We start from the raw sequence: 14,849 nt of genomic DNA, 5'->3' as shown, positions 1-14,849 counted from the left end.
TGCAGTGCTGATTAGTGGTTGCTCAACCAACCCGCCGCACGGCGGAGCAGTGAGTTTATGCGTTGGTGATGGGGGCGATTGCTTCCCCACAATACAAGCCGCAGTGGACTCGCTCTCCAACGTTGAACGTCGCGTAGAAATTCATATTGCGTCCGGGTGCTACTACGAAAAGCTCGTCGTCACACAACCCAATATACATTTCATCGGCGACGCCAATAGCCCGTCAACAATCTATCACGGCACGTTTGCCGGGCAACCAATGCCCGGCTCGGATGAAACTTACGGAACATGGCGCTCCGCCACGGTAACCATTCGCAGCCAAGATGTGTCTTTCAAACACATTAATATCTTCAATACTTACGATTATCCGAGCAATGATGCGCTAGACAAGAACGACCCAGCCAAACAACGCGGCTCGCAAGCGGTCGCTTTGATGCTGGACAAAGGCAGCGACCGATTCCTGTTCCAGTTGGGTGAAATTAAAGGCTACCAAGACACCTTGTTTACCCTAGCCGGACGCTCGTTGTTTATAAATAGCACAATCAGTGGCCATGTCGATTTTATTTTCGGAGCTGGTACTGCTCTGTTTGTTGGCAATACCATTGTCACCGAGCCTCGTGCTAAACCCATGCAGACCATCGGTTATTTGACTGCGCCTAGCACGGATATCGGCACAAATTACGGTTTGGTCTTCTGGAATAACAAATTAACCGCCAACTCAGGCGTAGCGCCCAATACCATGGGTTTAGGTCGGCCCTGGCACCCTACCACCACCTTCCCAGATGGACGGTATGCCGACCCAAATGCAATCGGCCAAAGCATTTTTATTGCGAATTGGATGGGCGAACATATTCAAACACATCCTTGGCATCCGATGGGTGGCACAGCCAAAGAGGGAGGCAAAACGTATTTCCAGCCAGAAGATGCTAGATTCTTCGAATATGCCTCTTGCGGACCTGGCGGGAGTCACAGCACGAGCAGACGCCAACTTGAATATCAACAAATGACAACCTTTGAACCCATGGCGGTACTAGGAGATTGGCATCCTGATGTCGACCTTGAAGTTACTCTCAACTGTCCTCGTTAGCCTTGCTGTCACCGCAACGGGACTGAGCCAAGCGGAAGATAAGTTATGGTTAGACTATGCCGCAGCCGAGGGCAGTGTGCGAACCTCTGTTGAGGGTGAAATGCCCGACTACAGCATGGAGCGCGAGTGGACGAAACACCACGAGCAATACCCCTACATTAAACTCGCGAATCCTCGACGCCAAACCAGCGCAACGGTAATCTCAAACATCACTTACGGTAATGTCAGTAAAACACAGACTCTTGACCTGGTATTACCCGAATCAACCGCTCCCACTCCGATGATGCTGTTGATACACGGCGGTGCTTGGCGAAGCGGACACCGAGATCACTTTCTGGCCATTGCGAAGAGCCTAGCAGAGCACGGATATGCAGCCGCGACAGTCTCGTACCGAACCTCTCGTGAAGCCCTGTACCCTGCGGGCATGAGGGACCTAGAGCAAGCGCTGTCATTTCTTAAGACACACGCGAGTCAATACAATCTAGACCCCAGCTTCATAGGCTTAATTGGCGGCTCGTCTGGTGCCCACATGGCAAGCCTGCTTGGCGTTCGCCTGAACGAAGTAGAGCCTGGTATCATCGACGTCGTTGTTAACTTTGATGGCATTGTCGAAACGCAATCCAAGCAGGTGCGTTACCACGAAGATCGACCGGGCAAACTCTCATACTTAAGTTTGTGGTTAGGCGGGCGAACCGAACAAGCGCCTGTGTTGTGGCGAGAGGTTTCCCCCCTAGCCCATGTTTCCGCTAACACACCGCCATTTGCTTTTATTAACAGTTCACACCCGCGTTTTCACGCCGGGCGAAATGAGTTGGTAGACAAACTAAAATCATTCGGCACACCTAGTCTCGTACACGAAATCCCGGATACGCCACATACTTTCTGGCTGTTCGAGCCATGGCTAAGCGAGGCCATGGATACCACGATTGCCTTCTTGAATACCCTGCGTACCGACGAGAAAAAACCTCTATCAAATACGGACTATCTCGCGGATGACAGACTCCCCATGGACTCTAGTGATGCTTGGACACACTATAAGCTTCAGAGTTCTAGGCTGTTGGATCGAGACAACAAGTCCCTACAACGCAATGCGGACATCTCGTCTTTGCGGCGAGCCCGAGTCAATCGTTACCAATCCATAAAGCTACTTTCAGACAAAGAAGTTCAGAATTTACTATCTTTCCAAACACCCAGCGGTGGCTGGTCTAAGAACACTGACTTTATTAATCAAGCGAAACTCGAAACCCAACACTACGGGCGAGAACCCAGCTACGTACCCACGTTTGATAATGGCGCAACCACGTCCGAACTTCGTTTGTTAGCACGATTGGGTAACCCGCGCTCAAATGAAGAGGTAAGGCAAGCCATCGAAAAGGGGCTCAAACTTATCCTCAGCGCCCAAATGCCCAACGGTGGCTGGCCTCAAAGCTTTCCTCTTCGCGGTGGTTATCACGACTTGTGTACACATAACGACAATGTCACAGCAAATATTTTAGAGTTATTAATTGACGTCAGCGAGCGGCCAGAAAACTACCAAATTCAAGATAACTTATTAAACAGTGTCCGCATCAGCATTGATCGAGCTATCGAGCACATTGTCAGCGAGCAGTATTGGATTAACGACGACCTGGCTGCTTGGGGGCAGCAACACGACCCTATCACCCATGAGTTAGTTAGTGCACGCTCATTTGAACCCGCGGCACTCGCAACCACAGAAACGGCAGATCTCATTGTCGTATTGATGCGAGTTCCTAATCCCTCGCTCACCTTACAAAATGCAATTAATGCCGCAGCAAAGTGGCTTGAAAAAACCAAATTAACAGGCAAGCGCTGGCAAAGAAATTCTGAGGGTCAGAGTCAGCTCATCACGGACCGTGAGGCACCGGACCTGTGGCCACGCTTTATTGACCCCGTGTCTGGCGAGGCAATATTTGGAGATCGCAACGGCCGACGTTACTCACAGGTAAGCCAAATTTCGACAGAGCGTCAACGTCACTACGGCTGGTATCAAACCTTTCCCGCGCGTGCGCTAATAGAGTATCAACAATGGTTAGAAAACTTTTAATTCTTTCTTTAGTTTTGCTGCCCCTCGCTGCGAAGTCCCAAGCGGATGAAGAGCAATGCCATATTCTGATGGCCGGCGACTCAACGATGCAAAACGTTGATCCCGCCAAAAACCCCGAGTTCGGATGGGGGCAGGTGCTTCCTCGTTTTGCTGAATACTCAACCGAAATCATCAATCTAGCAAAGGGCGGACGATCCACCAAATCTTTCATTGCAGAAAATCGCTGGAGTGAATTGGTCGAACAAGTCCGCGCCGGCTCATGGGTTTTAATACAGTTTGGTCACAACGACGCATCGTACAAACATCCAGAGCGCTACACAGCTCCAGTGGACTATGAGGCGAATCTGCAAAACATGGTATCCGATGTCAGGGCAAAATCTGGCAACCCCGTGTTAATTACCCCTGTCGTGCGCCGCTACTTCGATGACGAGGGTAAGCTGAGAGACATGCATGGTATTTACCCTAGCCTTGTACATCGCGTCGCTAATGAGACGCGCACTCCCGTCATAGACCTGTTTGAGCGTAGCAGTCACGAGCTTGTGAACGCTGGTGTACTAAAAACCATCGACTGGTTTGTTCATATAGGCCCGGGCGTTCATCCTTGCTGCCCTGAAGGTCGCATGGACAATACCCACTTTACCGAAGACGGTGCCGAACACGTTGCGCAATGGGTTATTAGCGAACTAAAAACGACGTCGCTGCCACTGAAGGATTGTTTTCTATGAAGAGTCTTATCGTCCTACTGTTTTCAGCTGTACTCGCCACTGATGTTAGCGCACGGACTATTTACATTGTCGGCGACTCTACGGCTTCTATTAAGGCATCAGAGGATCGCCCAGAAACAGGCTGGGGGGAGGCCTTTGGTAACGCATTATCCGACGCGACAATACTTAAAAATGTCGCACGGAATGGCCGTAGCACCCGCTCATTCGTCGCTGAAGGCCGCTGGCAAGCCGTCGCAGATCAACTGAATGAAGGCGATATAGTGCTCATCCAGTTTGGGCACAACGACCAGAAGCTTTACGACTACAAACGTTTTGTAGACCCCTGGCGTGATTACCCCTTATACCTTCGCTTATTTATCGACGACGCACGCGAGAAGGGGGCTTATCCAGTGCTACTAACCCCCATTGCTCGCCGAAAATTTGATGCCGATGGCCATGTTATCCAAACTCATCGACCCTACGCCCAAGTCATGCGCGACTTAGCACGCGCGCTAGATGTACCGCTCATCGACACCAATGCTTTTAGTCGTAATTGGCTTTTGAGCATAGGAGAGCAAGCCTCGAAGAACTATTTTTTACATCTTCCACCGGACCTAAACCCCAACTATCCAGATGGCATCGCCGATGATACTCACCTGAATGAAAAAGGTGCACAAGTCATTGCTGACTTTGTCGCAGAAGAGCTCAAAAGGCTACGCGCGCCCTATTCTGATTTCTAGGTTTTTGAAAAAACAAATAAGGGAGGGCAGCGCCTCCCCCCAGTTAGAACCAATACTGATTAATCGCTTGCCAGGAAAGTCAGCGTGTCGTTGATCTCTTGCCGCTGGATCTTGGCGCTAAAATCAGACAAGAGCGCAATCCAACGTAGCGGTAAATCCACGGTTTGTCCCCACAACGCAGTATCTGACAGGACATCTTGCCACGCTCGTTGAGACCCATCCCAAGTCAACTCATGGATGGCGAGTGCAGAGAGAGTTGCTTCGTTGTCAGTCAAGCCTAACGGGTTACGCCATGTTGCCGATATGTACATCTCAAGCAATAAAGCCAGCGAGAACAGCAATATCTCTGGGCGGCCCTCTTTTTGCTCCAACAAATCGATAAGGACTGGAAGCAGACGAACGCGCCATTTACTAAAAGAGTTAAGGACAATACTTTGCCACTCATGCTCAAGGAAAGGGTTTTCAAAGCGTTTGGCAATACTGCTAATATAAGCAACATCGGAAAAGCTCGGCATTGAAGGTAGCACGACTTCAGACCAATACTTACCCATGTAAGCACGCAGCAAGGGGTGCTGCATGGCTTCGCTAACCGTTCGCACCTTGAGATAACAGGCCAGCAAGACTGTTGCGGTATGAACGCCATTTAAGACTCGAACTTTTTGCTTCCGCAATAAATCGAGATCATCCACTACGTGCACGTTAAGCCCTTTCGCTTCAGCGAAACGACTCGACAACGTTGCCGCCAAATCACCTGAAGCCTGAATACCCCAAAGGTGATAATACTCGGCCTCGATTATAAAATCGTCTATTGTACCAATCTCGTTGCTCAGAGCCTCGGTGCGAGCATTGGCGGGGTTTCCCGTCACAATACGATCGACAATGGTCGAACAAAACTCGCATGTGGCTTTCAACCAATGGCTAAAAGCTGATTCCAACCCCCAACAATCGATATAGTTATGGATGCAATCCTTTAGCACCTGGGCATTATTGTCGAGCAATTCACAGGGCAAAATCACCAAGTCGCTCGCTGTGTCGCCTAGTACTCGATAGCGTTGATATAGAAATTGAGTCAGCTGTCCGGGAAAGGTTTGCGCCGAGGTCCGCATAGAAAAGGGTTCAGGGATGAAGACTAAGCCAGCCTCGGTGGAATTAGAAACTATCCACTCTAGCTCAGGCTCTTGCGCCAATCTTAGAAAATCGATGAAGTTTTCGTGCGGCTTCACAACAGACTGGACGGTGTCAATGAGCTCTATCGCGTCCACAGCTTCATTGCGTTCATTGATACCGCGGCAGTTCACGTGGTATAGCCCGTCTTGCCGCATCAAGGCATCTAAGCTTTGCGATTTTCCGGCGCGTAATTTCACCGAGGCGACCCCGGCATTCCACTCACCACATTGATTAACACGGTTGACGATCCAATCGACGAATCCATGCAAAAAAGCACCAGTGCCAAATTGCACAACTTTAATGGGTCTTCTCGGTTTATTGTGGATGGATCGGTTCAATGATTTTAAACGGTCGATTGACTCAGCGCTGGCTCCGCTCATACTTCGTTACTCGGCCGCCCAATCGTGGCAAGCAACCCACCATCGACATACAGGATCTGTCCGTTCACAAAATCACTTGCCGATGCACTTAAAAAAACCGCAGCACCCTGTAAATCTTCTGGGTCGCCCCATCTCCCCGCAGGCGTTCGCTCGATAATAAAGTTGTTAAAGGGGTGGCCATCGACTCGAATAGGCGCTGTTTGCTCGGTCGCAAAATAACCCGGTCCAATACCATTCACTTGAATGTTGTGCTTAGCCCACTCTGTAGCCATGTTGCGCGTGAGCATCTTCAAACCGCCTTTAGCAGCAGCGTAGGCACCTACCGTCGAGCGGCCTAGTTCACTCATCATCGAACAAATGTTAATGACTTTTCCATGCCCACGATCAATCATTCTGCGAACAACAGGCTTCGTCATGACAAAAACACCGGTGAGGTCCGTCGAAATGACTTCATTCCAGTCAGTCAAGCTCATTTCGAGCATTGGAATGCGCTTAATGAGACCTGCATTGTTCACTAGAATATCGATGGGGCCGACTTCGGACTCAATAGTGTTAACCGCTTTATCAACCTCCGCTTCGTCAGTCACATCGAATAAATAGCCCGACGCGTTATAGCCTAGACTACGCAAATTCGCGACAGCATTATCGAGTTTGTCTTGAGAACTGCGGCCATTGATCACAATAGTTGCGCCAGCAGCGGCCAGACCCTCGGCCATGGCCAAGCCCAAGCCATGAGTCGCACCCGTGACCAGTGCGACTTTACCGCTTAAATCAAACAAGCTCATTATAAGATGTCACTCGCGTTAAATTTATCCATATCGTCGTAGTCTAGGTTCTCGCCGGCCATCCCCCAGATGAAGATATAGCTGGCCGTACCCGCACCACAGTGCATTGACCACGGGGGAGAAACAACCGCCTGCTCATTTTTCACCCACAGATGACGGGTTTCTTTTTCGCTACCCATAAAATGACATACGGCCTGATCTTCGGGAACCTTAAAGTAAAAATAAGCCTCCATCCGCCGATCATGAATATGCGCCGGCATGGTATTCCAAACACTACCATCCAAAAGTTCAGTCATGCCCATTTGGAGCTGGCAGGTTTGCACAACTGAGTTCACTAAAAGCTTGCGAATAACGCGCTTGTTACTCGTTTCGGTTGAACCCAAGGCAAGCACATCAGCGTCCTCTTGCCCGACTTTTTTCGTTGGATAGCTTGTGTGTGCGGGGGCCGAGTTCACATAAAGTTTGGCTGGGTTTGCTGCGTCCAGGCTCTCGAAAACCACCTCTTTGTTGCCGGCGCCAATGTATATGGCCTCTTTGTGCGCCAACTCAAAAATCTCCCCGTCTACTGTAATACGAGCGGGACCGCCAATATTCATCGCACCCAACTCGCGCCGATCCAGAAAGTGCGCCGACTTTAACGAATCAATCGTCTCCAGACGAACAGGTTTACTCACCGGCCAAATGCCACCGACGATCATGCGTTCGTAGTGGGTATAGGTTAGACACACCTCATCTTTGACAAAGACTGTTTCGACCAAAAAATGCTTGCGCAAGCCCTCGGTATCGAGCGTTTTATAATGATCTTCATGTATCGCATAACGCACATCATATGTGGTCATATTTTATCTCCCTTCAATTCTGTAACACTTAATGTAAAGACGCTCGTAGCGACTCAATTTGCTGTCCTAACATGATATAGGGACCCAAGCCTTTCGGGTCATTGTCCATAATCGGCTCACTCATGTAATAAGCGTAAGAACCATCACGCCCATAACCCAAACCGCCCACATGACAAACCTGAGTGAAATGATGCTGCTCGTGCTTATCAACCAGCACGAAGTGCTCGAGCATCGCAGCGTAACTTGCGAGAGCGGCATCACCAAAAGTATCTGATAGCACACCGATGTTGGCACCTTTTGCCAAAAAGTAAGTGAACATCGCTGTGACACTGGATTCCTCATAATTACCGATTTGCTCGCCGCGATCCAATATTTGAAACCAAAGCCCACGTGCACTGCGGTACTTGAGGATATCTGTCGCAAACTCGACTGCCATGGCTTTTAGTGGCTCAAGACGCTCTTCAGGCTCGCCTTGCAAGATAGCCAATGTATCGGCAAGTGCCATCGCGTACCAGCCCATGCCGCGCCCCCAAAAATAGGACGATAAGCCAGTAACTGGATCGGCCCAGCCTTGCTCTCTTGCCTCATCCCAGGCGTGATAGTACAGGCCAGACTCCGCATCTCGCATGAATTGTCGCGCGACTTCAAATTCATGAATGACCTGCTCAATCGCAGCATCATCTTGAGTCATAAGCGCATACTCAGCCAAAAAAGGCATCGCCATGTAAACACCATCCAGCCAAAGCTGGAAGGGATAGCGTTTTTTGTGCCAGTAAGGTCCGGCCTCTAGCTTAGGATGCTGACGTAACTGCTCGCGCAGATGCCCAGCAGCAATCCAATACTTTTCCTCACCAGTATCCTCGTACAGGCGTAGCAATATCTTGCCCGAGTTAATGCGATCAATATTGAACTCTTCTAGGCGATACGTTCGTATGTCGCCTTCTTCGGTGATGTAGCTATCGACAATACCTTGAGCCCATTGTTGCAATTCAGGATCTGAGATATGCGCGCCGTGCTCGTAAATAGCTTGGGTCAACAAACCCATCGTGTATTCCCAATTAGCTTCCCGCAAACGCATAGAATCGTAAGCACCAAACGCTAACTCTTGATCATGACGCCTAATCTCAGATTCAGCTGCTTGGGTCGAAAACGCCACAGACGATTGACCAAGGGCCTTTTTCTGCTGCTGACTGTATGCGGAATCAATTTCAACTCTTGGCAGCATGGTCAAACGCTTTACCTGCCGCTCAATAGCCTCTAAAAAACTTTGCTCCGTCCAGTTGCTTTGCGACTCCCCGCCCCATGTCGCCCCGAAAAAATAACGAAAATCGCCCGCATTGCTCTTCATGACGACCACATTGTTGTGCTCATCTTCAGAGAATTCGCGAAACTGGCGGCGCTTGAAAAAAACCGCATGGCCTAATGGCTCACCGCTCACTGCTTGAGGTCCAAACGTTGCCAAATAGGACCACGCATGCCCAGTAATATCGGTGTTACCAAAAAAAACCTTACCGTTGGGATGCTTCGGAATAGTCACAGCCAGTTCGCGTAAATGAGGATCTGATTTCACACGAGCTTCAACCCAGCGAGAGCCTGCGATCATAGAGAGCTGTGCCTCTAAATCGGTGACGGAAGTACCCGTATCCCACTGCTCGTACTGAAGATCAAGCTGAGCATAAACCGGGCCACCCGCATTTACCTTAACACCACGTGAAGAGACCTTAGAAAGCCGCTCCACCTCGTTGTTCTGCCAAGCGCCAAAGCCACCTAACCCTGCAGATTGACCAACCTTAAGAACATCCATACCCCAATCGGCGGGTTCGTGATAACTCTGGTAACCATCCAGTCCGACTTGGTCTAGCACCAACTTAGGTTGCGTTTTGCCAAAAACATCAAGGCCGTTTCGCCAATCCAAATACAGACGGTAGCCGACTAACTCAGATTCAATGCCGGGACCTTCATAGCGGATATATTCTGAGTGATCCGTGTATTGAGGAGGTGTTACAAGCGCCTCGACGGGTTTGAACTCTCCGCCAACGTATTTTTGCCCCTGCCACTGGCCGCCTTCTTTGACAGAGACTTCAGCGCTCACTCGCGCTGGTGTTGCAGTCGGCGCAGCACCGAAAACTTGCAGGCTGTGTTCAGCACCAGCTTTTAATTGAGCAAGAACGATAAGACTCTCCAGACTACCGTTACTATCACGATCAATCCATTGCGACTCTAGTACCTTATCTTGATCTTTGACTGTAATGGCTTGACCATCTTCTAACCCTAGCTGGGCCCCATTTATGACAATGGCTTCGTCGGATCGATCAAACGCCGAAGGATTTACTACGGTCAACGTGGCCAGCGGCAATGTCCCAAGGTGCGTCGCTTGGTCGGATTGACATCCGACCAATAATGCAACGCAAACTCCAAATAAGCAGGCTTTAATTTTCACGATATTCTCCATCTAGCGATAACCAACCAATTCAACTATCTATACGATCCATCTGTTGACGGGTCTAGAAACTTATTCAATATCACCCCTACCTGCAGAGATAGGACTCAAAAAAAAGCCGCCAAAAACTTGGCGGCATAGAACGTTCATTCAGACAGACTTCCAAACGAACCGGGGTGCTTACAGAGTCTCTGGGTTCCAGCGGAAGCCAAGCATGTAAGTGGTGCCAGTGTGATGATAAACGTTCACCAGATCCGCCGCATCGAATACCTGGTATTCAAACTCGTCTGTCAGGTTTAGGGCTTCAAAGGTCAATGTCGTTTCATCGTTCAACTGGTATGACGCAGAGAAATCAACGTTGGTAGTTTCAGCAACGCCGCGCTCATCGCGACCAGCCGAATTAGCCGAACGTGTTACGTACGCATCGCGATAAGCAACCGATACACGCGCGCTCCACTTATCGTCCTCGTAGTACAGTGTCGCGTTGTACGAGTCGGGCGAGAAGCCGATGATCTCATCAGAGTCTACTTTGGTGTAGTTACCCGTGAAGCCTAGGTTAGCCAACTTGCCAGGCAAGAAGCTGAAAGGCTGCTGGTAAATCACTTCAAAGCCATCAAGCTCTGCGTCACCACCGTTCAAGGTCTGCGAAATCTCCACCTGAGGATCTTCGCCAGCATCCAACGCTACACGCAAAGGACTCGAAGGCACAGCCGCGCTCAAGGGCAACTCAGACTGGCTGAAAGGTACAAAGATCGAGCCGCTTGAGTTGAAGAATGAGCTCACGTCTTTTAAGAAATAAGAGAACGAGACCAACGCTTCATCGGCAAAGTAGTATTCAACACCGACGTCGTAGCTTGTCGCACGATAAGGGTCTAAACCTGGGTTACCACGCTTGTAAGTCCATGGCTCACCCGAGTAGCTGTCAAGGCTACCTCCAGGAGTCAGACTGCTAAGCCCTGGGCGCGTCATTACTTCAGCCGCAGCAAAGCGCACAATCACATCTTCCGACACATCAAACGCTAAGTTCAATGAAGGCAAGAAGTCTTCGTACTGTCTTACGACTGTTACGTTAACGCCGCTCACAACCCCGGTAGAGGTTGTTTCAGTTTCAACGTAGCGGAAACCGATATCACCACGCACGGGGATTGAGCCCAATTCGCTCATGAAGCTCAACTGCGCCCATGCACCCGTATCTTCTTCTACGACATCCTGATAGGCACGGAATGCCGCTGGAATGTTGTAGCCATCGATCAAGGCAACCGCGGCATTAACATTAGGTGATACCCAAGTGCTTGGCACATAACCGGGCAAACCATCACCAAAACCAGTGAGCTGACCAACCAAAGCACCTGTTAAAGGCAAACCAACAATATCATCGGTTCCATCACCATCCAGGTCACATTCAGCGAGATTATTCGCACAAACCAAAGAACCAAAGGTACCTTCACGACGATTCTCGCGCAGGTTGTACTCAAACTCCTTCCAGCTTACACCAGCTGACAAAGTCATCGTTTCACTCAAGTCGTACTCCACATCAGCCTGTACCGTGCTGAATGAGTTATCAACATTTTGAGGACGGTCACGGAATTCGGTAAATGCAAACTGCGACGGATCAGTAACATCCAAAGAACCAAAGGTCATTGATGGCGCCTTACCATTTTTGCTGAAATCATAGGTGACGCCGGTAATATCGCCCATAGCATCGGCCAAAATAGTAGTCTGTCGTGGGTTATCAAACTCTGACTTGGAATTACCTGCAAACAAAGTACCGCGCATACGATCATTAAAATCGTGCTCGATAGTCAGGGTCAACTGAGTAAAATCGGTGTTCAACTCATCAAAGCGGTGCTCGCTTCGAATCGGATGCGTGCCATTGCCGACAGGGCTGATGTCAAACGTTCCCGAAGCCATCGTGTTGTTTGCAGAGTTAATCGTGTAGTCAATAACGTCGATATTCTTTTCTTGGCTACGGAAGAAGATTTCTAAGTATTCTTCGTCACGGGTCGCCTCAAAGGTTGAATACATACCATCCAACGAGATGGTGGTTTGTTCACTGGGCGCAAACTGTAACGAACCCGTAATACCCAAGCGCTCTTGGTTATGGCTTAAACGGCCGTAGCGAGGAATGCGTGGGTGATAATTCAATGAACTGGTATCTGTGGCCACACAGCCCGGATCAGCGGGGTTTGCCGAGCAGTTAACACCCTCTACCGAACGGAATGTACCGTCCTGCCAACGGACCGTCGAAAAGCCTTCTTCGATAATTTCGCGATCCGAGTAAGCGACCGAGACTAAAGCACCAAAAGTTTTATCGTCGTTTGCATACGAGGCTAAACCAGCGAAACGAGGATCGGTACCACTGCTCAAATCGTTTGACATACCTTGTACGGACAACGCCACTGTAGTGCCTTCGTCATAGTCGAAGGGGCGTGCGGTACGCAAATCGATAGTAGCACCCAAAGAACCCTCTTCTACTGAAGCAGAAGCAGTTTTACGCACAACGATTGAATTAAATAGCTCGGAGGCAAAAGTATTAAAGTCGAAACCACGACCACGGTTAGCACCACCAGAGGAATCGCTTGAACCCGTCGTGTTCATCGCTTCCATACCGTTAATGCGAATGCGGTTAAAGTCACCACGCAAACCACGAACCGTTACCTGCTTACCTTCGCCGTTAACACGGTTAATTGACACACCCGGAATACGCTGAATCGATTCCGCTAGGTTCATATCTGGGAAATCGGCGATATCTTCCGCCATGATGGCATCAACCACACCTGTCTCGTCACGCTTGGTCGACAAGGCTTCTTGAAGTGAACCACGGAATCCCGTGACAACAACTTCTTCTAATTGCGCGTCCTCGCCTTCTTGCGCCATTACTTGACCAGCCATTGCGCCGGCGACAAGCATATTAGCTAAGGCAATCTGCTTAATTAACTGCTTCTTTTTTAACTGAGTTCGCATTGAACATCCCTCTTGTTTTGCGGGTCACCTTCAGGTGTCGCTATTTAAAGTTATATGCGTACCACGAGCATCTTGTCCGGCAGAAAAACGGATGCTCACGCAAAATGCTACCGGTAGCACAAATGCTAACCCAAAAATGCTACCGGTGGCAACCGTGTGACAAAAAAATTTACAAAACCGCGCCGACCGGCCAGGGCAAGAATTCGAGCGCGCCTATCCCGTGCAGTTCACTCTTAGTTTTTTCACCCGACGCAACACGGACGATAGTCCGGTAAATCTCAACGGCCGCGTCTTCTAGGCTAATCTCGCCGTCAAAAATCTCACCGCAGTTGTAATCCATATCCAATGTCATTTTCTCGTACATAGGTGTATTCGTTGCCAACTTAATACTGGGGGCAGGTCTAGAGCCGTAAACCGAGCCTCTGCCGGTGGTAAAACATATCAGGTTGGCACCTGACGCCATTTGGCCGGTCACACTCACAGGGTCATATCCAGGGCTATCCATAATCACAAGACCTGACTTGCGAATAAGTTGCGCATACGCGACGACGTCGGTCATCGTGCTAGTACCACCTTTAGCTTGGGCCCCCAGCGACTTTTCCAAGATTGTGGTCAAACCGCCCGCTTTGTTCCCCGGACTGGGGTTGTTGTCTAACTGCGCGCCATTCTTGCCGGCGTACTCTCGCCACCAAGCTAAGCGGTCGTTTAATTTATCAGCTACTTCGTCAGACGCGGCGCGCGCCAGTAGCATTTGCTCAGCACCGTATAGTTCTGGGGTTTCCGACAAGATCGCGGTGCCACCCAAGGACGTCAGAATATCCATCGCGCGCCCCAGTGCAGGATTGGCGGTGATACCACTCAGCGCATCAGACCCGCCACACTGCAAGCCTACTCGCAACTTACTCACCGGCTGAGGCGTTCGACTCAAGGTATTAGATACCTCGCAAAGCACAGCCATTTTTTCGATACCCGCCTCAATGGTCGCCCGAGTCCCGCCCTGCTCTTGAATCACAAGTGTGTTCGACCGTTTTCGTACATCGTCGGGAAGCGCGTCCAACAAAGCACTCAACTGCAGCACCTCGCACCCCAAGCCAATAAGCATTACCCCACCGAAGTTCGGGTGCTGCGACATTCCAGCGCAAACACGCATAAGAAGCTCATACCCTTCGCCTTTATTCATACCGCAACCTGAACCGTGGGTAATAGCAATAACGCCATCAACGTTGGGATAACGACCGGCCACCTCTGCTTGCGAATAGTACTGTTCTATAGCTTTGGCCACCGATGCTGAGCAGTTCACGGTGGTGATGATACCTACGTAGTTTCGGGTTCCCACTTCACCGTCTGCGCGTAAATAACCCTCAAAGCTGGTTTCTATATCAGGGGGCAACTCTGCCGTCTTTGCTTTAGTCGCGGGAGCTATTCTTTCATCGGTCATGCCACAGTTGTGGTCATGCACATGCTCGCCCGCAGCAATGTCCGTCAGGGCAACACCTATTACTTGACGATACTTAATCACGGGTTGTCCCTTCGCGATCGACTTGATCGCGACTTTGTGGAATTGGGGCACGTCCGAACGACACGCCAACCCGCGATGCTCAGGCAACAACACATCTTTGGCCAGAGCGGTCCGGGCAACGGCAACATTGTCTTCGTTACTTAAGGTCAGCGTGAGCAT

At 50.0% G+C, this 14,849-nt stretch carries 10 protein-coding genes; 4 read left to right on the top strand and 6 right to left on the bottom strand.

Going from position 1 to position 14,849, the window contains the following annotated elements; all coding sequences use genetic code 11:
* Positions 1–49: 49 nt before the first annotated feature.
* Genes EYZ66_RS03850 through EYZ66_RS03835 form a run of 4 tightly spaced genes read left to right on the top strand, consistent with a single transcriptional unit; the run spans position 50 to position 4,596 of the window.
* The gene (locus EYZ66_RS03850) at positions 50–1,087 is read left to right on the top strand and encodes a pectinesterase family protein (protein ID WP_158026993.1); all 1,038 of its coding nucleotides are present in this window, start codon (positions 50–52) and stop codon (positions 1,085–1,087) included.
* Positions 1,050–3,152, top strand: coding sequence for a pectate lyase (gene pelA / locus EYZ66_RS03845; RefSeq protein WP_009574737.1), 2,103 nt, complete (start codon positions 1,050–1,052; stop codon positions 3,150–3,152). The genes EYZ66_RS03850 and pelA overlap by 38 nt, the downstream gene beginning before the upstream one ends.
* On the top strand, positions 3,134–3,877 hold the full coding sequence (locus EYZ66_RS03840) for a rhamnogalacturonan acetylesterase (protein ID WP_009574736.1): 744 nt from the start codon (positions 3,134–3,136) through the stop codon (positions 3,875–3,877). Before pelA ends, EYZ66_RS03840 begins: the two co-directional genes overlap by 19 nt.
* On the top strand, positions 3,874–4,596 hold the full coding sequence (locus EYZ66_RS03835) for a rhamnogalacturonan acetylesterase (protein ID WP_009574735.1): 723 nt from the start codon (positions 3,874–3,876) through the stop codon (positions 4,594–4,596). The genes EYZ66_RS03840 and EYZ66_RS03835 overlap by 4 nt, the downstream gene beginning before the upstream one ends.
* Before the next feature lie 59 nt (positions 4,597–4,655).
* Here EYZ66_RS03835 and EYZ66_RS03830 read toward each other — a convergent pair whose 3' ends face one another.
* The 6 genes from EYZ66_RS03830 to EYZ66_RS03805 all read right to left on the bottom strand — a co-directional run bounded on the left by EYZ66_RS03830 (position 4,656) and on the right by EYZ66_RS03805 (position 14,849).
* Positions 4,656–6,143 carry a tagaturonate reductase gene (locus EYZ66_RS03830; RefSeq protein ID WP_009574734.1) on the bottom strand — a complete coding sequence of 496 codons (1,488 nt, stop codon included), beginning with the start codon at positions 6,141–6,143 and terminating at the stop codon, positions 4,656–4,658.
* Complete coding sequence (locus EYZ66_RS03825; protein ID WP_009574733.1) at positions 6,140–6,928, bottom strand: gluconate 5-dehydrogenase; 789 nt, start codon at positions 6,926–6,928, stop codon at positions 6,140–6,142. The genes EYZ66_RS03830 and EYZ66_RS03825 overlap by 4 nt, the downstream gene beginning before the upstream one ends.
* Entirely contained in the window at positions 6,928–7,767 is an 840-nt protein-coding gene (kduI, locus tag EYZ66_RS03820; protein ID WP_009574732.1) for a 5-dehydro-4-deoxy-D-glucuronate isomerase, read from the bottom strand. Before kduI ends, EYZ66_RS03825 begins: the two co-directional genes overlap by 1 nt.
* 28 nt (positions 7,768–7,795) lie before the next feature.
* A complete protein-coding gene (locus tag EYZ66_RS03815) occupies positions 7,796–10,207 on the bottom strand; it encodes a DUF4861 family protein (RefSeq protein WP_009574731.1) in 2,412 nt (803 codons plus the stop codon).
* A 180-nt stretch (positions 10,208–10,387) separates the two neighbouring features.
* The gene (locus EYZ66_RS03810; RefSeq protein WP_009574730.1) at positions 10,388–13,171 is read right to left on the bottom strand and encodes a TonB-dependent receptor; all 2,784 of its coding nucleotides are present in this window, start codon (positions 13,169–13,171) and stop codon (positions 10,388–10,390) included.
* A 169-nt stretch (positions 13,172–13,340) separates the two neighbouring features.
* Positions 13,341–14,849, bottom strand: coding sequence for a UxaA family hydrolase (locus tag EYZ66_RS03805; protein WP_160195601.1), 1,509 nt, complete (start codon positions 14,847–14,849; stop codon positions 13,341–13,343).

Source organism: Aequoribacter fuscus, from assembly GCF_009910365.1.
Lineage (GTDB): Bacteria > Pseudomonadota > Gammaproteobacteria > Pseudomonadales > Halieaceae > Aequoribacter > Aequoribacter fuscus.
The sequence above is the reverse complement of the archived record's forward strand: the minus strand, read 5'-3'. Positions and strand labels throughout refer to the sequence as shown.